Genomic DNA, 19,959 nt, shown 5'->3' with positions numbered 1-19,959 from the left:
TCAATGGACCTGACGGTGGCTTAGCAACAGGTTTAACTGACCGAGCAGCCCGGCGCGCATCCTGTGCAACTCAGGTAAGCGTCGCCGCGCCTGCTCCAGTTGCCCCTGTTCTCTCAGTGTCAGCAGCTCATGCGCCAGATGATGCACCTGCTGATGCTGCTGGCAGATCAACTCAAAACCGGGCTGATCCGCGTAACACTCCCGGCCAAAGTTATCCAGCCAGTTACCGAAACGGCAGATTTTCTGATCCAGTGGCGGCGGTACAGTCTGCTCATCTTCCAGACAGGCAACCACCTGATCAACCCAGGCCCGGTGGTCCACCATCGCAAACAGAGTCGGCAATTCTTCGCGACTGATTGTCCGTTGCGAACTCCAGCTGGGTTCCGGTAACCAGCGTGCCAGCCATGACACCATATCCTCTGCCGGCATGGGCCGGGCAATGCCGTAACCCTGCGCAACCTCGCAGCCGAGTTGCAGCAGGATATTGCCATGCTCAACCGTTTCCAGCCCCTCGGCAATCGCTTGGCGCTGAAACGCCACCGTTAAACCCAATACCCCTTCAACAATGGCGAGGTCATGACTGTCATTCAACATATCGCAGACAAAGGCCCGGTCAATTTTCAGGTGCGCCACCGGCAGGTGCTTCAGCATCATCAGTGAAGAGTAGCCAGTGCCAAAATCATCCAGCGCGAAGGTAATACCCAGCTGAGTACAGGCACGCATCACCTGAGCGACCCGGTTAATATCCCTGAGTTCGCTGGTCTCCAGTAATTCAAGTTCCAGCCAGGCCGGGTCTACATCCGGATATTCAGCAAGAATCGATTTAAGGCGTTCAAGGAAATCAGGCTGCTGCAGATGATAAGCATCAATGTTGATGCTGAGCGGAAATGCCAGCGGTGTACCACTCCAGGCACGCAGTTGTTGCAGCGCCTGCCGAAGAACCCATTCACCCAGCTCGACCTGAAGCGGATGATTTTCCAGTACCGGCAAAAATGTGTTCGGCAGGCGCAGCCCCTCCTCCGGGTGCTGCCAGCGGATCAACCCTTCAGCACCGACCACCTGACCGGTTCTGAGGTTCACCTTCGGTTGGTAATAGAGCGCCATTTCATCATTGCGCAACGCCAGACGAATCTGTTCCAGTATCTGATGCCGTCCGCGCAGGTGCTCTTCCAGTGTCGGATCAAAAAACGAGAAACGGTTTTTACCAGCAATTTTGGCCTGATACATGGCCTGATCTGCCTGTCGCAGCAGTTGATCAGCATCCACCGGCTCGGCCTGCGGATAAAAGGTAACGCCCACACTGACCGATACCTTTAATTCAACACCATTCAGAACGACCGGCTTAGATACCACCTCCAGCAGGCGCTGCAACAGGGTTTCACAGGTTTCAGGCTGCAGCACACTAAGAATGGCGACAAACTCATCACCCCCCAGACGGCTGATGGTATCCGATTGCCGCAGCACCTCCTGCATACGCCCCGCCAGGACCACCAGCAACCGGTCACCCTCCGCATGGCCATATTGGTCATTCACCTGCTTAAAGCCGTCCAGATCGAGATAAGCCACAGCGAGTGATTTTTGCTCGCGCTCCGTTTGCAGCATGGCCTGGTGCAGACGGTCAGCCAGTAAAACCCGGTTAGGCAAACCGGTCAGCGGATCATAATGAGCAATATGCTCCAGCTCCTGCTGGTGCTGCTTTTGTGCACTGATATCAGTAAACAGCGCCATATAATGATCAAGCTTACCCTGACCATCCCTGACCGGGCTGATGGTCATCAGATGCGGCGCAATCCGACCATTCTTGAGACGGTTCCAGATTTCACCGGTCCAGTATCCTTCCTGCTTAATGCGCTGAAACATCAGCTGAAAAAATGCTGAATCATGGATACCTGATTGCAAAAAACGTGGATTATGCCCAATCACCTCGTCCCGACTGTAACCGGTCATATCTGTAAAGGCGGCATTGACCTCAAAAATCTGACCGTCCGGTTTAGTGAAGAAAATCCCCTCCCGGGCATGTTCAAATACACTGGCTGCCATCTTGAGATTTTGCTCCGCCAACATTCGCTGGGCCACTTCAGCCTCCAGCGTACGGTGGCTTTTCTGCAGGGCATCGCGCTCACGACGAATTTCTGCCGCCATCTCATTAAAACAGCGGGTCAGGTCTGTCAGCTCATCCGCCGACTCCAGCGGCAACGCCAGCTGATAGTCACCCCCGGCAACCTGCTGCACACCCTCATTGAGACGGTTCAGCCTGCGCAATACCAGCTGATAAAAAACAACGTAGATAATGAACGCCAGAAACAGAATGATGCCGGCATAAATCAGAAGATGCTGGAGCAGGTTATGTCGAATCACCAGCCGGGTCAGGGAGTGATCCACGGCGACAAACAGCGTACCCAGAAAAACCCCGTCCGCTTCGATCGGGAAGGGCATGATCTCCAGATTTGGCAGTGAAGCTTCGCCATTCACCAGCGCCAGCACTTCACTGCGTGTATACCCCTGGGGCAGGGTCGTAGTCATCAGTTTCCAATCATCCGATATGATCAGGGAGAAGCGGACCTCAGGGTCCTGAGCAATCTGACTGACGTAATTATCCAGCGTGACAATATCAAAACTGTAGACGGACTGTGGACTGATCAGAGACGCGAAGCGCCCCAGCGACTGAGCACGGGCACTCAGGCTCAGATCCAGCAATTCTCCCTCTTCAGTCGTCAGGAACCAGGCGGAAAAGCCCAGCGTCATAACGAGCAACAGGGAAATGGCCGAAACAAATTTCAGCCTTAAACCTGCACGATTAAACATCACTGTCGGGTATCTACCCCATGTGTTTGGTTGACCAGCTCAATGATCTGACGATGCACATCGTAATCTGTATCCGTGGCCGGATTCAGTCCACTAAGACGCGCCGCCTTGAGCACGGACCTCCCCTCAACTGAATCACTTAATTGCAACAGTGCTTGCTGCAATCCAAGTTTCTGTTCCTCAGACAGGTCACCTTTTACTGCCCACACCAGATGAGGCAACGAGTCACTGATCGCCAGCACCCTGAGGGCAGCCGTATCTATTTTATTTGCCACTATCGGCATGCGCTGGGCACTTTCTGCGGCACAACCGGCATCGCTCAACTGCAAATAGGTCGCCAGCACAGCATCCGGCGGTGTTGCAGCAAACTCCTCCTGATAATCGCCTGCCTTCAAACCCGCCTTGCGCAGCAGATAGGTAGGTACAACATAGCTAATCATGGCCTGTGAGCTGCCACCGAAAATAATCTTTTTACCCCTCAACTGATCCAGCTCAAAATAAGGCGAATCATCCCTGACATAGATCGCGGCACGGATGGTGGCTTCGCCCTGCTCCTCATTTTGAGCAATGACCTGATAGCCAAGGTCGCGATGCGCTTCTACATAATGGTATTGATTGAGATGAACAAGATCATAACGGCCGCTGAGCAGACGCTGCTGAAAAACAGTGAAATCAGGCGCTGGCTCCAGCAAGACCTCTCGGCCCAATGCCTGGCTGAGGTACGCCTGCATAGGACGAAACAGGCGCACGGTGATGGTCGGATTACGTCGTGGAAAGACACCCATAATCAGAGGTTTAACAGCGGACTCCGCCTGAGCCGAAAGGGGCAGCACCGTAAGACTGGTGAAGGAGAAAAAAATCAGGAGCAGGGATATAGGGCGTATCACAGAGTCATACCTCTCAGACTCGCGTCCGACAATAAACGCACAAACCGTATGAGTATAGATCAGCGATCCAATTTACGGTAAAGCGTTCTTAAACTGCAACCCAGGTGTTTGGCCAGAGATGCCTTGTCCGGAAATACGCACTGCAAAACGCTCAGATAACGCCGCTCAAGCTCAATCAGATCAACGCCCTCTCGGGCCAGATCTTCAAGCCGCGTTCCGCCTCGTTCATCAGTTTTTACCGGCAGCAAATCCAGCGCCTGTTGAATAACAGATTCATCCATCCTGTTCTGCTGCCGCAGCACCACAGCTCTGTGCAAAATATTCTTCAGCTCACGGATATTTCCGCGAAACGGATGCGTGCTCAGCAGCGCCAGCGCTTCAGGGGTCAAACTTAAAGCCTCATTGGGTGCAATCACCAGCAACAGACTTGAAACCAGCAACGGTAAATCATCCAGACGATCGGCTAATGACGGCAACGGAATCGGGAAGGTGCCGATACGATGAAACAGATCTTCTCTGAAGTCGCCCTGCTCAACCAGTGCAGGCAGATCTTTATGCGTAGCACAGACCAACCGAAAATCAGCGATACGGCTCTGGTTACTGCCTACCGGCCGAAAGGTGCCTGTTTCAATCAGTCTGAGCAGTTTTACCTGCAGGTGCAGTGGAATATCACCCACCTCATCCAGGAACAGGGTCCCACCCTGACAGGACTCAACCAATCCCATGCGGGCGTGGCTGGCACCGGTAAACGCGCCTTTCACATGGCCAAACAGTTCACTTTCGAACAGACTATCGGTAAGCCCCGAGCACTCCACTGTGACAAACGGCTTCAGTGCGCGCGCACTGGCTTCATGCAGGGCTTTTGCTGCCAGCTCCTTACCGGTACCTGATGCCCCCATCAACAGCACGCTGACGTCTGTCGGTCCTGCACGGTGGATCAGATCCACCATACGGTTAAATGCAGCACTTCGACCAATCATCCGCTCCGCACTGGGTTCTGCGCTGGCTTCCAGAACAGGTTTTACAACCTCAATAAAGTAGGGACGCTGCTGCTCATCAAATACCGGTGTAGTTTCAATACTGACATGTTCCTTGCCTCTGGGGGTGTTGTGAACATGCAGTACCTGAGCGGTAACACCTGAGCTGGAGCAGGTTTGCAGGGGACAGGTCTCACCCTCCTGATCACAGGGCCGGGTATAACCATGCGAAAGGCTGTAACACTTACCCAAAGCATCGGCTTCAGGCTCAGAAAAGCGTTTCCGGTAGTGACTGTTCGCCAGCACGATCGTGTAATGCTGATCAATCAGCAACGCAGGCGAGTCATAACTTTCAATAATATTGCGCAGCGAGGTCAACCAGCCGGAGTCGGGCATGCCATCATTTCCATGTCATTTCTGACAAGCATGGCAAAACATCGACTCCGACACCAGACTGCAGGGGATAATTCGCTGTCCCAGACCAGCACATCAGTTTGTCAGAGTAACAGCCAGATCTGTACCAGCATGGGGATGATCGCAACGGCCAGACCGCCAAGTACCATCAATACAGAGACCCCTACACCGATCACTTCAACACCTTTTTCTTCACATGCATGCATGATGTTCACTCCTATCGTTAATCTATACCAGATATAGAGCAAACCCGATGCCAACCCTGAAATTACAGATAACACATTGAAATAATTACAAATAAAAAAGCCGAGCTGATTTAACAGATCGGCCTTAAGTCAATAATGACAAACTATCCTGACAAAAACGTCATTCAGAAGGGTTTAACCACCACCAGAATCAGAATCGGCACAAAAATCAGCAGGGGCAGTTCATTGAACAACCGGAAATAGCGACCACTGCGATCCAGCGTCCCCGCACGCATCTGCTTTAGGTACCGCAGACACCAGTGGTGATAACCGATCAGTAACACCACCATCACCAGCTTGGCATGCAGCCAGCCACCCCCAAAGCCCCAGCCAAACCAGAGCCAGAAACCAAGCCCCAGTGTCAGCACCGCCATCAGGCTCATAAAACCATATAGCTTGCCGGCCATGATGATCAGACGGGTAACATCCTGCCCGGCGGCCCGTCCTTCGGCGTAGTGCACAAAAATACGGGGCAGATAGAAGATACCGGCCATCCAGCTGGTCATGGCCAGAATATGAAAGGTTTTAACCCACAACATGCATTAGCTCCCTCGGATGCGACAGACCCTTAGGGTGCCAATCGCTGATAGAGTTCCCCACTGCGGGCCTCTCCCACAGCCGAAGCTATTGTACCGTCCTCACGCCAGCGGTTAAGGATTTTTTCAGTGACACGCCTGACCTCAGGCTCCTGCATGCCAGGTCGTAGCTGTGGCTGATACAACAGCCTCAGCAGTACCACATCCAGCGGCGAGAGAATTTGCTCCGGGCTTTTATCATTGAAGATGGAGGGGTAAGCCGCTTCACTGTCATTCGGCAGCCCCATTATCTGGGTCAGCTCTTCAACGATACAGGCCACCAACCGACCATGCATACGGGCCTGATCCACCGGAATAATCACCCTTGCACGGATAATCTCTCCGGCATTCACATCAAAACCCGCCAAACACACGGCCCCATGGAGCGCAGCGTCGACCTCACTGCCCATCAGTTCCTGCGCTTCTCGGGCCCATGTTTCCTGCCGGGTAAACACCAGCTGCACATTGGCATCAGCTTTATTATTTACACGATGAATGGGGTGACCGGTAATCGCGGCAAGGTGCCGCAGATGATCTTCTACCAATGCCTGATGCAGCGTCTGATCCGGCACACGATGATCCAGCCAGACCCGCACATCCTGCCGCCAACGCCGCAAAGGCTTGGCGCCAGCCTGATACTCATTACGCAGGGCGACCGCAATAAACGCCTGCTGAATAAACGCCGGGGACTGCCATGAGAGTTCCTCTGCTGCACTGACCTGAGCACAACACAGCATCAGCAAGCACAGGCAGCTTCGTTTCAGCATGCTTCTGTTTCGACGCGCAGGCAGCGGTCCAGCTCCACCCAGAGCTTATCGCCCGGCCGTACCGGACCCACACCGGCGGGCGTGCCAGTCAGTACCACATCACCCGGTTCCAGAGTAAAAAACTGGCTGATATAGCTCAGCAGGGACGCCACCGGATTAAGCATCATTGACGTATTCCCGTCCTGACGCAGCTCACCATTCACAGTCAACCGTATCTGCAACTGCTGCAGGTCACCTGCATCCGCGACAGGCACAAAGACAGACAACGGGCAGGCACCATCAAACCCTTTGGCTTTCTCCCAGGGCTGCCCCTGTGATTTAAGCTGCGACTGAATATCCCGCAGGGTCAGATCCAGTGCCAGCCCTACCCCACTGATCCCGGCCAGCGCAGTCGCTTCATCCACTTTAGAGAGACGCTCTCCGATCAACAGCGCCATCTCGGTTTCAAAATGAACTTCACCCAGACCCTTGGGTAATGCAAAAGGCTCAGCCATCGGCACAATACTGGTGGCAGGTTTCATAAACAGCAGTGGTTCTGCCGGGATGGGATTATTCAGTTCTTTGGCATGGTCGGCGTAATTGCGGCCAATACAGACCACTTTACCGACCGGCAGCCTGGCAGAGCTGCCGTCGGCATAACAGTGCTGGTAGGACATAAAGACTCCTGATTCAAAACCTGTCAGCAGGCAGGCTTTTCAATAAACGTGCTCTCCATTCTAGCCGGAACGACACAGCCCTTGATATACAGAACCACCGCCGCGGTGAAGGTCGCCGCCAGCACCAGCAGAGAGCCGACCACAACACCCTGCCACGCCTGCCAGTGCCAGAACGGGTCCAGATAAAAACCACCGCTGCTGGCACCCAGATAATAAAACACCAGATACAGTGACGACGCGCTGGCGCGGGAGTGGGTCGCCGTATGGCTGACCCAACTGCTGGCACTGGAGTGCGCCACAAAAAAACCAAACGCATTGACAAAAAAACCACCCACCACTGCCCATGCGGAGGGCAAGAGTGTGATCAGCGTACCGCAGGCCAGAATCAGCACACCCACCGCAATCACCAGCGGTTGTGGCATCAACCGGGCAAAGCGGCCAGACATGGCCGAGCCAAAGGTGCCGCTCAGGTAGGTGAGAAACATCAGACCCAGAATACTGGCCGGCAGGTTGTAGGGTTCTGCAGCCAGCATAAAGGTCGCATAGCTGTACTGGTTAATAAAAATAAAGAAGTTAAAACCGCCAATCAGATAGGCCAGTAACAACAGCGGGTTACGCAAATGATCCCCCAGATCCGCCAGCATACGCACCGGACGCAAGGGTTTGGCAACAAAATTCTGCGGCACCGGCAACAGCCAGACAAACAGGCAGACACAGATCAGGCTGATCAGACTCATCACCAGAAACACCTCCTGCCAGCCCAGCCAGTCACCGACAAAACCGGCAATCAGACGGCCACCAATACCGCCAATGGTATTACCACTGATATAAAATCCGACCGCCATGGCCAGTGCCGGCCGTTTAAACTCATCCCCCATATAGGCGATCGCAATGGCGGGCAGGCCACCCATACAGAGGCCCTGAATACCGCGCAGCACGACCAGCTGTTCGTAGCTGGTCACCATCGACAGACAGTAGGTGGTCAGCACTACACCACAGAGACTGATCAGCATCAGTCGCGGCCGACCCAGCGCATCAGACAGGGGACCGTAGATCAGCAATGACAGCCCCAGCATCAGCGTGGTGACGGTAAAGCTCCAGCTGGTCTGCAGGGGCGTCAGTTCAAACGCCTGCGACAGCAGCGGCAGCAGCGGCTGGGTGACGTAGACGTTGGAAAAAATCATAAACGAGCCTATACACAACGCCAGTGTGGCCCGCCAGAATGCTGAACTGCCTGCTTCGATCATACCGCTACCTCCAAACAATGAAGTGCAGCGTATCAACCCATTAATAATCATTAAAATATATAGTTATTATTGATTTCATAACTTATTCTTATGTAATGGACCTCAAACACCTGCGCTACTTCAAAACTGTCGCCGACCTGCAAAGCTTCACCCGTGCAGCCGAGCAACTGCACGTTGCTCAGCCCGCCATCAGCATGGCGATTCGTAAACTGGAAGCCGAGCTGGAGCTGACCCTGTTACATCGTAAGGACCGACAGGTAGGCCTGACCGACGAGGGCGAACGACTCTATCATCATGCCAGCCGACTGTTGCAGGCAGCAGATGATGCCCTGCTGGAGATGCAGGAACTGAAAGGATTACTGCGCGGTGAAGTCCGGGTAGGCATACCCGGCATGCTCGGCTCCTACTATTTCCCGCCGCTGCTGATGGCCTTCCGGCACCGTTATCCGCAATTGAACCTGTCGGTGATTGACGGTGGCACCGGCAAACTGCAGCAATTACTGGAAGAAGGGGAACTGGATCTGGCGGTCATTGTGGAGGATACCGTACCAGAAACACTGCAGGCTGAGGTTTTCCTGCGCGAACAGATGATGGTGACCTGCGCCAAGGACCACCCCTTTGCTGAGCTGAAATCCGTGCCTATCGATGCATTTTTTGCTGAGGAACTGGCCATGTTCCAGCCCGGTTATTTCCACCGTAAAGTGGTAGACCGGATTGCTGGTGCCCACCAACTGGAGGCCAATATCAGTTTTGAAACCAACCTGATTCCGTTGATCAAATCGATTGTACGTCAGGGGTTTGCTATTTCCACCCTGCTGCAGATGGTGATTGCGGATGAACCCGGTCTGGTTGCCCGACCCTTTACTGAACCGGTCTGGCTAGATCTGTCGATTGCCTGGCGTCGCGATGGATACCTGTCCCGCGCCAACCGGGCCTTTCTGGAATTTCTACTGGAGCAAGGCAAGCAGAATAAAGGCCGAGCCTGAAAAATTAACGTACAATAAGAAATATCTGCAGCAGGGTAACCCGCATGCCTATTACGCCATTGATTGCCCCTTTTTCCGACTTCGAAGCTGCCAGCCGGGCGACGCTGGCCTACCTGCACCAGCAATTTGGCTTCGATTTGTGGATGACCACCCGCACAGAGGGCAATGACTGGATATTGCTGCAGATTGAAGACCATGGTTACGGCATAACAGAGGGTTCTGTGTTGAACTGGCAGGATTCCTTCTGCGCCCGGATGATTCAGGGCGACGGCCCCAGCATAGCCCCTAATGCCATGGGCGTACCGGCCTATCAGAGCGCACCAATCAATCAGACCCTGGAAATAGGCGCTTACATCGGCATCCCCCTGCACCGCAGTGATGGCTCCCTGTTTGGCACCCTGTGCGCCATCGCCACCCAGCCACAGCCTGAATACCTCATTCAACACCTGCCAACCCTGACGCTACTCGGGCAATTCCTCTCCACGGTACTGGAACATGACCTGCAAAGCCTGCAGCAACAAAATGAGTTGGCCGAGATGCAGGAGCACGCAATGACCGACAGTCTCACCGGAATCAGTAACAGGCGGGCATGGGAGCAACGGTTGCAGGCGGAAGAAGCCCGCGCAAAACGCTTTGGCAGCCCGGTATCCGTTTTGATACTGGATATTGATGGTCTGAAGGAACTGAATGATGAGGCGGGTCACAATGCCGGTGATGACCTGCTCAAACGCACCGCACAGATCCTCAAAATATCTGTCCGCCAGTCAGACCTGGTGGCCCGCATTGGTGGGGATGAGTTTGGCATACTGGCATTTGAATGTGATCGCTGCGCAGCCTCTCACCTGGCGCAAAAAATTGCACACCAGCTGGAGCAGGAAAATATCAGCGCCTCAATCGGCTTTTCCCAGCGTGAACATTCGCTTGGGCTTGAGCATGCGGTGCTTCGCGCCGACCAGTTGATGTACGCAGAAAAATCACGTCACCATGAGAACGACCTTTAAGTAGCGCCCTTAGACAATTTGGTGGATTCCCTCTATGATGCGCCGTCATTTTATGGAGATACCCCATGCTGAAAATCAATGAATACTTCGATGGCAAGGTCAAATCCATCGGCTTTGAAAACCGCGACGGCCGTGTAACTGCCGGTGTAATGGCGGCGGGCGATTATGAATTTGGCACCAGCGAAAACGAGCTGATGAAAGTCACCAGCGGTGAACTGCTGGTTAAACTGCCGGGCAGCGAAACCTTTGAATCCTTCCCTGCTGGTAGCGAGTTCAAAGTCGCGGCTAATCAGTCCTTCCAGCTGCAGGTTAAAGAAGCCACGGCTTATATCTGCATCTACGGCTGATCTTAGCAGCCTACTCTGGCAGCAGTGTTGCGGTTGCGTAACCCTGCTGCTAAATCATTCAACTTAGGTTGAATATTTTTCGCCCAGAATCCCCGGCGCATTGATCATTTTCATTCAGCCCTGTGCTAACATAGCGCCCTTTCATTTTTGCCAGTTAACCACCGGTGCCCACTGTTGCCCGCAACGCGGCCCAAACGAAGAGTTACCAAAATGAGCAAAGCCACTTCTCTGGATAAGAGCAAAATCAAAATCCTGCTGCTGGAAGGCGTACACCAGTCCGCGGTAGATACCTTCAATCGGCACGGTTACGACAATATCGAATACCTGACCGGTTCACTGCCGGAAGAGGAACTGATTGAGCGCGTCAAGGATGTCCATTTCATTGGTATTCGCTCACGTACTCAGCTGACCTCAGCGGTATTTGAAGCGGCAGAGAAACTGGTTGCAGTAGGCTGTTTCTGTATCGGTACCAACCAGGTTGATCTGGCGGCGGCCACCATTCGTGGTGTTGCTGTATTTAACGCGCCTTATTCCAATACCCGCTCTGTAGCCGAACTGGTCATTGCTGAAGCGATCCTGCTGCTGCGTGGCGTTGCAGAAAAGAACGCCAAGGCACACCGTGGCGTATGGCAGAAGACCGCTAAAAACTCCTATGAGATTCGTGGCAAAAAACTGGGCATTGTCGGCTACGGCAGCATCGGTTCTCAGCTAAGCGTCATCGCCGAAGCGATGGGCATGCAGGTGTACTTCTATGACGTAGTCACCAAGCTGCCGCTGGGCAATGCAACCCAGGTCGGCTCACTCAAAGAGCTGCTGCGCATTGCGGATATCGTTTCTCTGCACGTTCCTGAAACCGCAGCCACCAAAGACATGATGGGCGCTGAAGAGTTTGCCGAAATGAAAAAAGGCGGCATTTTCCTGAATGCAGCCCGCGGCACTGTGGTAGATATTGATGCCCTGTGTGCAGCCCTGAGCAGCGGCCACATCCATGGTGCAGCGATTGACGTATTCCCGGTTGAACCGCGTACCAACGATGACGAGTTCATCTCACCACTGCGCGAATTCGACAATGTTATCCTGACACCTCACGTGGGTGGTTCTACCATGGAAGCACAGGAAAACATCGGTTACGAAGTGTCCGAGAAGCTGATCAAGTACAGCGATAACGGCTCCTCTATTACTTCTGTTAACTTCCCTGAAGTTGCGCTGCCGGAACATCCGAATGTGCACCGTCTGCTGCACGTTCACGAAAACATCCCGGGCGTTATGGCCGCGATCAACAACGTGTTTTCGCAGAACAACATCAACATCAGCAGTCAGTACCTGCAAACCAACGAAAAAGTGGGTTACGTGGTCCTGGATGTTGACGCGGACTACTCCGATGTTGCACTGGAAAACCTGAAGCACATCAAAGGTACCGTTCGCTGCCGTCGTCTGTTCTAAGCACAGACAACGCGCTTGTAAAGATGGGCTCAAATTGAGCCCATTTTTTTGCCTGAATATCCGCTGCTTGGGTCCATCCACCTTGCAAACCTGATCTCACTTCGCCAAGCTGGAGACTCCACTTCACCAGCCTGACCTGACCATGGCCCACAGCCCTATCATCGAAGACCTGTACAACCGAATCTGTGGTGATGAAGACGCCAGGGTCTGCAAAGATATTCCTGAAGCAGCCTGTAACGACCAGCCACGGAATTTTTTTGCCTACCTGTGCGCCAACCTGATGGGCAAAATCGCCGATGAGCTGGCCAGTGCCAAGCTGATTCTGCCCTGGCTGTTTGGCATGCTGGGAGTTCCGGTACTGTTTACCGGATTTGTGGTGCCGATCCGTGAAGCGGGTGTGCTACTGCCGCAACTGGCCGTTGCCGCGGCGGTGCGCAAACGCGCGATCCGTAAACATATCTGGATTCTGGGTTCAGTACTCTCGGCCCTGAGTCTGTTTGGCATGGGCTTCGTTGCCCTGCAGTTTGAAGGCCCTGTTGCAGGAGCCCTGTTATTAGCGATGCTGATTATTTTCAGTCTCTCACGGGGCATCTGCTCCGTGTCGGCCAAAGACGTGCTGGGCAAAACCGTTTCAAAAAGTCGCCGGGGGCGGCTGTCAGGCTGGAGTGAAAGTCTCGCTGGCATCAGCGTGCTGGCCATAGGGCTCTGGCTCAGCGGTATCAACCTGAACGATTCCGGACTCGCTATCTTTGCCGGTTTACTGTTTACCGGCGGTCTGTTCTGGCTTTTCGCAGCGGTTGCCTTCAATCAGATTCTGGAGCAACCCGGCGCCACCGAGGGTGGCGGCAATGCCCTGACGGTTGCTTTGCAACATCTGAAGTTGCTGCAAACAGACCGACCCTTCCGACAGTTTGTTATCGGCCGCACACTGCTGCTCTCGGTGGCCCTCGCACCGCCATTCTATGTTCTGATCGCCCAGGCCAGTGCCGGCGGCACGCTTTTGGGCCTGGGCACACTGATCATTGCCAACGGTCTAGCCTCAAGCCTGTCAGCTCCCTTCTGGGGTTACATGAGTGACCGTTCAAGCCGTCAGGTGATGATACTGGCCGCCTGGGGCGCCGGACTGCTCGGCTTGTTCACCAGCGCGGCAGTTATGGCAGACTGGCATTGGTTGATCAATGAATATGGTCTGGCGGTCATTTTCTTTATCCTCAGCATCATGCATGGCGGTGTCAGACTGGGCCGTAAGGTTTATCTGATGGATATGGCCAACACCGAGACACGTGCAGCCTATACTGCTGTCTCGAATACGGTTATCGGCCTGATGATGTTAGTGGGTGGTCTGCTCGGCTTAATCGGTGACTGGCTGGGACCGGCTGCTATCGTATTCCTGCTTTCCATTCTGGCTTTGTTGGCAGCAGTCTATATTTACCGTCTACCGGAAATCAGTGAAGGCTGATCAGCCTCGCTCATTGGAACTTGCGCCTGTCACACACTGTCTACGTTCAGTTACCCACAGCACAAGCTTTAAAAGATGCAGCGGATAACACGGTTATAGCTCAGTTATAAATCTAAAAAATCACATGGAGAGATAACATGATCAAAGTCAGTGTGCTTTACGCCAACGAGGCTGGCAAACCATTCGATATGGATTACTACTGCAACAACCATATGCCAATGGTACAGGATCGGCTTGGCCCCACACTCAAAGGCAGTGCTGTTGAAGGCGGTATTGCAGGCGGCGAACCGGGCAGTGCTGCACCGTATATCGCTATGGGCCACCTGTATTTTGAGTCGGTGGAAGACTTTCAGAACAGTTTCGGGCCTCATGCTGAAGAGATTATGGGGGACATACCCAACTACACTGACATTCAGCCGAGCATTCAGATAAGCGAGGTGAAACTGTAACCCCTCCCCTCAAGCAAGCTCGGATCAGGAGAGTGCACCGGCCTCTCCTGATTATCTTACCGCCCCTCACAGCCTGTTTTTCCTAAGTCCGCACCATCACAGAAATAATTAGATCTTGATCTGGCTCAATCCACTTGTAGGCCAAATTAATTAGGCTTGTTATCTTGGAAGCAGTCTAGACTGCTTTTTACTGTCACTTTTCCGGAATCGACCCGATGCGCACAATTCTAACAACAAGCGTATTTACTCTCCTGTTCATGTTCACAACCCTGTCGGCGCACGCTGCCTCCACAGAAATCTGTACTCAGCTAACCGCTACCGGTAATTCAGAATACCCTCCCTACCTATGGCGCGAAGGCAAAGGGGACGGACTGCTGGGTGCCAACCGGGCAATCATGGATGAAATAGCCAAACGCTTAAATATCAGTATTAAACTGATCGACGTCGGCTCATGGGCGCGGGCACAGGAGATGCTCAAAACCGGACAGATCGACCTGATTGCCGGTGCGTTCTATACCGTCCCGCGCATTCAGTATATGGATTATGTGTATCCCGCTTTTCTCAACACCACCAGTGTGGTGTGGCAAAAAAAAGGTAGCCCACTGCCCTACAAGACTCGGGAAGATCTGATCAAACCGTCGGTGACCACGGTGATCAACAACAGTTTCGGTCAGGCGTTTGATGAATATGCAAAAGCCAATCTGCAGCTGCAATATGTAGCCTCCCTGGAACAGGCACTGAAAATGCTGATTCATGACAGAACAGACTTTGTACTTTATGAGAAAAACCCGGGACTGGCTTATGCGGCAGATCTTGGCTTAGCAGAGCAGGTCACAGCCCTTGAACCTCCCATCAGTAGTGAAGGGCTCTACCTCACCATCTCCCATCATTCAGACTGTAATACCGGCACACTGCGCGGCCAGTTAGCTCGGGTCGTACAGGAGATGCTGGCTGAGGGATTTATGCAGAAAGCCCTGCAACAAAGCCTGATTGACTGGCAAACATTTGCGAAGCAGTAAGGGTAAATCCCGATCAAAGCAGAAGGTTGGAGATCTGACTATGTTATGTTTTAAGCCAGTGCAGTTAATCCGATCCGGCATCGTCGCGGCAAGCTTGGTCGCTGGCCTGTTGCCGACTGCACAGGCAGAGGAAACACTGCCCACCGTAAGCTGGTCACGTACTGATTTTGCGCCCTACTTTATTGTCCAGGGTCCCTATAAAAATCAGGGTATTGGCGATCAGTTGATTGATTACTTCATCACTAAAATCCCTGAGTATCAGCATCGGCCTGAAGAGATGACGCTGGCGCGGATGCTGGCAAACGCCCGCAATGAGATTCCCGTTTGCCATGTCGCCTTACTGAAAACACCGGAACGCGAAGAATTTATTGAGTACAGTGATCCGGTGATGATCAACTACGCCAACGGTCTGATCACCAATGGAAAAGGACTGGCACAGTTTGGGATGAGTCCCGACAACATTACGGATATTGATTTGGCAGCACACAGTGGCCATCCGATTAATATCATGGTCACCCAGGGCCGTTCCTATTCCGCTGAAGTCGACAGCATCATCAAACAGGAAAGCCAGCTACAGAATTCAATTTTTCAGTTCAAAAGCGGCAGTGCAGGCCACGATCAGATGATCCGTCTGTTAGCCGCCAACCGTATTGAAGGTTTTCTGGGCCGACCGGAAGAAGCGTTCTTTGACAACATCAACTATGAGATGAAACAAACCCTCTATCTTATTGGTCTTGAGGGCCAGCCCAAAGCGTCTGTTGTCCATGTCGGTTGCAGCAAGGGTAGCTGGAATGACGATCTGCTGGCTGAAATAAACCGATTGATCAAACAACCTGAGGTGCAGACGTTTATCAGCTCGGTCTATACCCGCTGGCTACCGGAGCAGCTCAGGGAACGCTATGCACATGACAAGGCCGCCATTTTTGAACAGTCAGCCGGGGCGGCTAGTCAGCCATAACAAGGCAATTTTTACCGGCCGCCTTGGCCTTATAGAGTCGGCGGTCGGCCTCAACCAGCATCTCCATAATACGCGCCTCGGTCAGTTGTCCGGCATCACAACTGACACCCATACTCATGGTGATATTCAGTTTTTTCCCATTCGGCAAGCTAATCGATTGCTGAGCGACCCCTTCAAGTAAACGTTTAAAGACCTGTTCAGCGTTGTGCTGGTCTTCGCTGATGGCGATCAGAAATTCCTCGCCACCATAGCGTCCGACAATGTCGTATTTGCGCAACAAACCCAACATATATCGGGCCACCGCCTGCAGTACCAGATCCCCCGAATGATGTCCGTAGTTATCGTTTATCTGTTTAAAATTATCCAGATCACAAATCGCCAGATAAAACGCGCGTCCCAGCCTTTCACTGCGTTCCACTTCCCGAATCAGGGTCTGCATAACAGCACGTCGGTTCAGCAGCCCTGTCAGCTCGTCATGCGTAGCCTGATAATTGAGGGCCTGACGCATCTGGTGCAGCTCATGTAACAAGCCCAGGGTACGCTCAGCCACCTGCATCCGGGCCATCAGTTCTGTAACGTTAAACGGCTTACAAATGTAATCATCCGCACCGCTTTTCAGTCCGGCAACAAGATCTTCAATACGATTCTTACCGGTAATCAAAATACAGTAAGGCGGATTCAGGCGAGAAGACTGTTTGACCTTCTCGCAGAGTTGCATGCCATCCATTCCGGGCATCTCCCAGTCCAGCAATAACAGACAGGGACCTTCAATAGCTGAATAAGCCTCCCAGGCGGCAAGTCCATCTGCCGCTTCAATCGCATCATGCCCTAATTTTTCAACCAGACTGACCAACACCACCCGGGTGGTTGGGTCATCATCCGCGACGAGAACCTTCATGACTGAATCTCACTGAGTTTTGCGTGTAAGACCTGTTCAAGCTGGGCATAGTCCGTTACAACGTCATGCACCAGACGTTCAATCTCCGGGAGGTTGTTGTCCTTAGCCGCCGTTTCCAGAGCAAAGGCAGTTTTGCGCAGCGCAACGCCACCAACATTATCCGCAGACCCTTTAAGTTTATGGGCATAGGCACTGACTTTGTCTGGCTGTTCCTGTTTGGCAGCATCCTGTATCTGGGCAATCAGCAGCGGCAGATTCTCCAGAAAAGTGTTACCCACCCGTATCACCAGATCCGTGTCACCCATCAACAAATCCAGCATCATCTGATAATTAAACACCGGCGCCTCTTGGCCATCCTGATCAGTTTCAGCCACCCGCTGTTGCTCAGGTATCACCTGATCTGGCTTGGTTGTGGTTTCCACCTGACCACTCCACTTACGGAGCACCCGGCTGAGCTTGTCCAGCACAATGGGTTTAGCCATATAGTCATTCATGCCAGCGGCAAGGCACTTATCCTGATCACCGATCAACGCGTTTGCCGTCATCGCAATGATCGGTATATTTCTGTTGTATCCTCCCAGACCCGAACGGATCGCTTTAGTCGCCTGATACCCATCCATCACCGGCATCTGACAATCCATCAGCACCAGATCAAACAGCGAATGACGCAGTTTCTGCAGCGCCTCCGCCCCGTTTTCGGCCGTCTGGTAGCGCACCCCAAGATGACTGAGCATCCCCTTCGCCACCATTAGATTGGTGGGGTTATCCTCAACCAGTAACACTTCCACTCCAGCAAGACTCACCAAGTCTTTCGGCTGCTGTTTCAGCACACTGATCTCGTGCGTCAGGGCAATAAAAATCTGGATCGGCTGCACCGGCCTGATAATGAGTTGGTCAAACTCGGGATAATTCTCAACATCACTGAGCAGATCGCGACTGATCAATACGGTCTCAACATGGGACAAATTAACATCAGATTTGATCGCACGTGCCAGTGCCGATGCCCGTTGCGCTCCATCAGCCTGATCGATCCAGACCTGAACCGGCCCCGCTTCAGTCGTCATGGCTGTCAACTGAGAGATAGCATCGTTCTGATCTTCCAAGTGCGTCACCTCAGCCCCAAAATAGCTCAGCGTGTCTGTGATAAATGCACGACTGGTCGCATTGCTGTCCAGCAGCGCTACCCGAGGCAGGCCCTGTCGCTGAGGTGGCAGCTCTTCCCTGACAACCTGCATCGGCAGCGTGAACCAGAAACAGGAACCTGATCTGTCACTTTCCAGACCAATGGTGCCACCCATGAGATCGACCAGCTTTTTACAGATCGCCAGCCCCAGACCGGTACCACCATAAGCGCGGGTAACCGAATTATCTGCCTGAGTGAAGCGGTCAAACAGGGTCTGCTGCTGCTCCAGGGGAATGCCTACGCCGGTATCTCTTACCAAAAACTGAATCTGCGCCCAATCCTCTTCGCGTCTGAGACAGTGATAGTGGACCGACACCTCCCCCCGTTCGGTAAATTTGACGGCATTGCCGATCAGATTGACCAGAATCTGACGAATACGACCACTGTCCCCCATGACGGTCAATTGCGAGGGCGCCGAGGCTGGGCAGATAAACTCAATGCTTTTCTGTTGTGTCACCGCAGTAAAGTTGAGGGCAACATCATTAATCAGCGCATCCAGCTCAAACGCCTGCTGATCAATGGACAACTGATCCGCTTCTATTTTTGAGAAGTCGAGAATGTCATTGATGATCTGCAACAACCCCGTCGCGCTGCTGCTCAATTGCCGGACCAGTAGCGCCTGATTTTCATTAAGTTCGGTTTTCAGCAACAGTTCGGCGATGCCGATGACACCGTTCATCGGGGTACGAATCTCATGACTCATATTGGCCAGAAATTCACTTTTAGCGGTATTGGCCGCATCCGCTTTTTTCTTTAGCTCGAGTAACACCTGTTCTTTTTCAGCGGCATCATGCAGCGCGCCAGAACCTGTTTTGAACAGGGTTTTGAACGCGTTTTCCAGAACATCAAGCTCATCGCGGTCACCCTGTTTGTTTGGCTGTGACTGCATCACCTGATAGGTCGTTTCTGTATCTCTGAGGTCTGCTTCTGAGATATTGCCCCACTGCTCAGCCATGCTGCCAAGGCGCCGGGTCACCGTAAACTGGAAAATCTGGGTAATAGAAAAAGCGATAACAATGATAATCAGGGTGTTATTGATGAAACCATAGGCCCCATCCACCAGCAGGGCAGAACGTTCCTCACTGAAGTCTTTACGCAGAACCAGTGTTCCGAGCTGAATATTTTCCAAGTCACTTTTTGCATGTACCAGCCGGAATCGCTGTTCAAGCACATGCTCATCCACCAGTTGCCGACCAAAAGACTCCGGTGGACTGCCATCATCGAGGATCAATTCCGCGGACGTGATATAAGGCTGCTGAATCAGGGTTTGCATCTGCAATCTGACCTGCGGCAAGTCAAACGCCCAGATACTTTTACTTAAGGTAGGCAAAAAGGTATTACCCACCTCCTCCATCTGTTCATCCAGATAGCTGTAACGGTGGTTATAGTTAAATGCAAACTGCAGGGTCGTCGCGATAACCGAGGTCACAAGGCCTGTAATGACAGCCCACAACACCAGCTTGCGTGCGATAATGCCTTTGGCTGACTGGCCAGAGCGCAGGCCTGATGTGATTGGCATGAATCGCAATACTCCTAAGCAGATCGGTACAGTTGCAGCACATTCATAATGGCACTTTAGACGCTTCACCAAAGCATCGCATTGACACCAGTCTATCTCTGGTCAATCGAAAACACCGAATATT

General features: G+C 52.8%; 18 protein-coding genes. 8 read left to right on the top strand and 10 right to left on the bottom strand.

Features of this window, described 5'->3' with window-relative positions; all coding sequences use genetic code 11:
- The 8 genes from P2G53_RS06205 to P2G53_RS06170 form a co-directional block, all read right to left on the bottom strand.
- Positions 1-2,805 (bottom strand): EAL domain-containing protein, encoded by a 2,805-nt coding sequence (locus tag P2G53_RS06205; RefSeq protein WP_275815346.1) that lies wholly within the window; start codon positions 2,803-2,805, stop codon positions 1-3.
- Positions 2,805-3,692 carry a PhnD/SsuA/transferrin family substrate-binding protein gene (locus tag P2G53_RS06200; protein WP_275815345.1) on the bottom strand — a complete coding sequence of 296 codons (888 nt, stop codon included), beginning with the start codon at positions 3,690-3,692 and terminating at the stop codon, positions 2,805-2,807. The genes P2G53_RS06205 and P2G53_RS06200 overlap by 1 nt, the downstream gene beginning before the upstream one ends.
- A 59-nt stretch (positions 3,693-3,751) precedes the next feature.
- Positions 3,752-5,065 carry a sigma 54-interacting transcriptional regulator gene (locus P2G53_RS06195; protein WP_275815344.1) on the bottom strand — a complete coding sequence of 438 codons (1,314 nt, stop codon included), beginning with the start codon at positions 5,063-5,065 and terminating at the stop codon, positions 3,752-3,754.
- Positions 5,066-5,166: 101 nt separating this feature from the next.
- A complete protein-coding gene (locus tag P2G53_RS06190) occupies positions 5,167-5,289 on the bottom strand; it encodes a hypothetical protein (RefSeq protein WP_275815341.1) in 123 nt (40 codons plus the stop codon).
- A gap of 164 nt (positions 5,290-5,453) precedes the next feature.
- A complete protein-coding gene (locus P2G53_RS06185; protein WP_275815339.1) occupies positions 5,454-5,867 on the bottom strand; it encodes a CopD family protein in 414 nt (137 codons plus the stop codon).
- 29 nt (positions 5,868-5,896) lie between these two features.
- A complete protein-coding gene (locus tag P2G53_RS06180; RefSeq protein ID WP_275815337.1) occupies positions 5,897-6,670 on the bottom strand; it encodes a DUF2927 domain-containing protein in 774 nt (257 codons plus the stop codon).
- Entirely contained in the window at positions 6,664-7,326 is a 663-nt protein-coding gene (locus P2G53_RS06175; protein ID WP_275815335.1) for a fumarylacetoacetate hydrolase family protein, read from the bottom strand. The genes P2G53_RS06180 and P2G53_RS06175 overlap by 7 nt, the downstream gene beginning before the upstream one ends.
- A gap of 23 nt (positions 7,327-7,349) precedes the next feature.
- Positions 7,350-8,573: an MFS transporter gene (locus tag P2G53_RS06170; protein ID WP_275815333.1), complete on the bottom strand. Its 1,224-nt coding sequence runs from the start codon at positions 8,571-8,573 to the stop codon at positions 7,350-7,352.
- A gap of 95 nt (positions 8,574-8,668) precedes the next feature.
- On the opposite strand from P2G53_RS06170, the gene P2G53_RS06165 reads away from it, so the two are divergent.
- The 8 genes from P2G53_RS06165 to P2G53_RS06130 all read left to right on the top strand — a co-directional run bounded on the left by P2G53_RS06165 (position 8,669) and on the right by P2G53_RS06130 (position 16,235).
- Positions 8,669-9,559, top strand: a complete 891-nt coding sequence (locus P2G53_RS06165; protein ID WP_275815331.1) for a LysR family transcriptional regulator — start codon at positions 8,669-8,671, stop codon at positions 9,557-9,559.
- Positions 9,560-9,603: 44 nt separating this feature from the next.
- Entirely contained in the window at positions 9,604-10,560 is a 957-nt protein-coding gene (locus P2G53_RS06160; protein WP_275815329.1) for a sensor domain-containing diguanylate cyclase, read from the top strand.
- 65 nt (positions 10,561-10,625) lie between these two features.
- Positions 10,626-10,907 (top strand): pyrimidine/purine nucleoside phosphorylase, encoded by a 282-nt coding sequence (locus P2G53_RS06155; protein ID WP_275815327.1) that lies wholly within the window; start codon positions 10,626-10,628, stop codon positions 10,905-10,907.
- A 210-nt stretch (positions 10,908-11,117) separates the two neighbouring features.
- Complete coding sequence (gene serA / locus P2G53_RS06150) at positions 11,118-12,350, top strand: phosphoglycerate dehydrogenase (protein ID WP_275815325.1); 1,233 nt, start codon at positions 11,118-11,120, stop codon at positions 12,348-12,350.
- Positions 12,351-12,492: 142 nt separating this feature from the next.
- Positions 12,493-13,809, top strand: coding sequence for an MFS transporter (locus P2G53_RS06145; protein ID WP_275815323.1), 1,317 nt, complete (start codon positions 12,493-12,495; stop codon positions 13,807-13,809).
- A gap of 137 nt (positions 13,810-13,946) precedes the next feature.
- Entirely contained in the window at positions 13,947-14,258 is a 312-nt protein-coding gene (locus P2G53_RS06140) for an EthD family reductase (protein WP_275815321.1), read from the top strand.
- Positions 14,259-14,473: 215 nt separating this feature from the next.
- A complete protein-coding gene (locus P2G53_RS06135) occupies positions 14,474-15,277 on the top strand; it encodes a transporter substrate-binding domain-containing protein (RefSeq protein WP_275815319.1) in 804 nt (267 codons plus the stop codon).
- 58 nt (positions 15,278-15,335) lie between these two features.
- Positions 15,336-16,235 (top strand): TIGR02285 family protein, encoded by a 900-nt coding sequence (locus P2G53_RS06130; RefSeq protein WP_275815317.1) that lies wholly within the window; start codon positions 15,336-15,338, stop codon positions 16,233-16,235.
- Here the strand turns inward: P2G53_RS06130 and P2G53_RS06125 are convergent.
- Both P2G53_RS06125 and P2G53_RS06120 read right to left on the bottom strand, forming a co-directional pair.
- Positions 16,222-17,133, bottom strand: coding sequence for a diguanylate cyclase (locus P2G53_RS06125; RefSeq protein ID WP_275815315.1), 912 nt, complete (start codon positions 17,131-17,133; stop codon positions 16,222-16,224). The genes P2G53_RS06130 and P2G53_RS06125 overlap by 14 nt on opposite strands.
- The gene (locus P2G53_RS06120) at positions 17,130-19,835 is read right to left on the bottom strand and encodes an ATP-binding protein (protein ID WP_275815313.1); all 2,706 of its coding nucleotides are present in this window, start codon (positions 19,833-19,835) and stop codon (positions 17,130-17,132) included. The genes P2G53_RS06125 and P2G53_RS06120 overlap by 4 nt, the downstream gene beginning before the upstream one ends.
- Positions 19,836-19,959 lie beyond the last annotated feature (124 nt).

It is taken from the genome of Neptuniibacter sp. CAU 1671 (genome assembly GCF_029222905.1).
Lineage (GTDB): Bacteria > Pseudomonadota > Gammaproteobacteria > Pseudomonadales > Balneatricaceae > Neptuniibacter.
The sequence above is the reverse complement of the archived record's forward strand: the minus strand, read 5'-3'. Positions and strand labels throughout refer to the sequence as shown.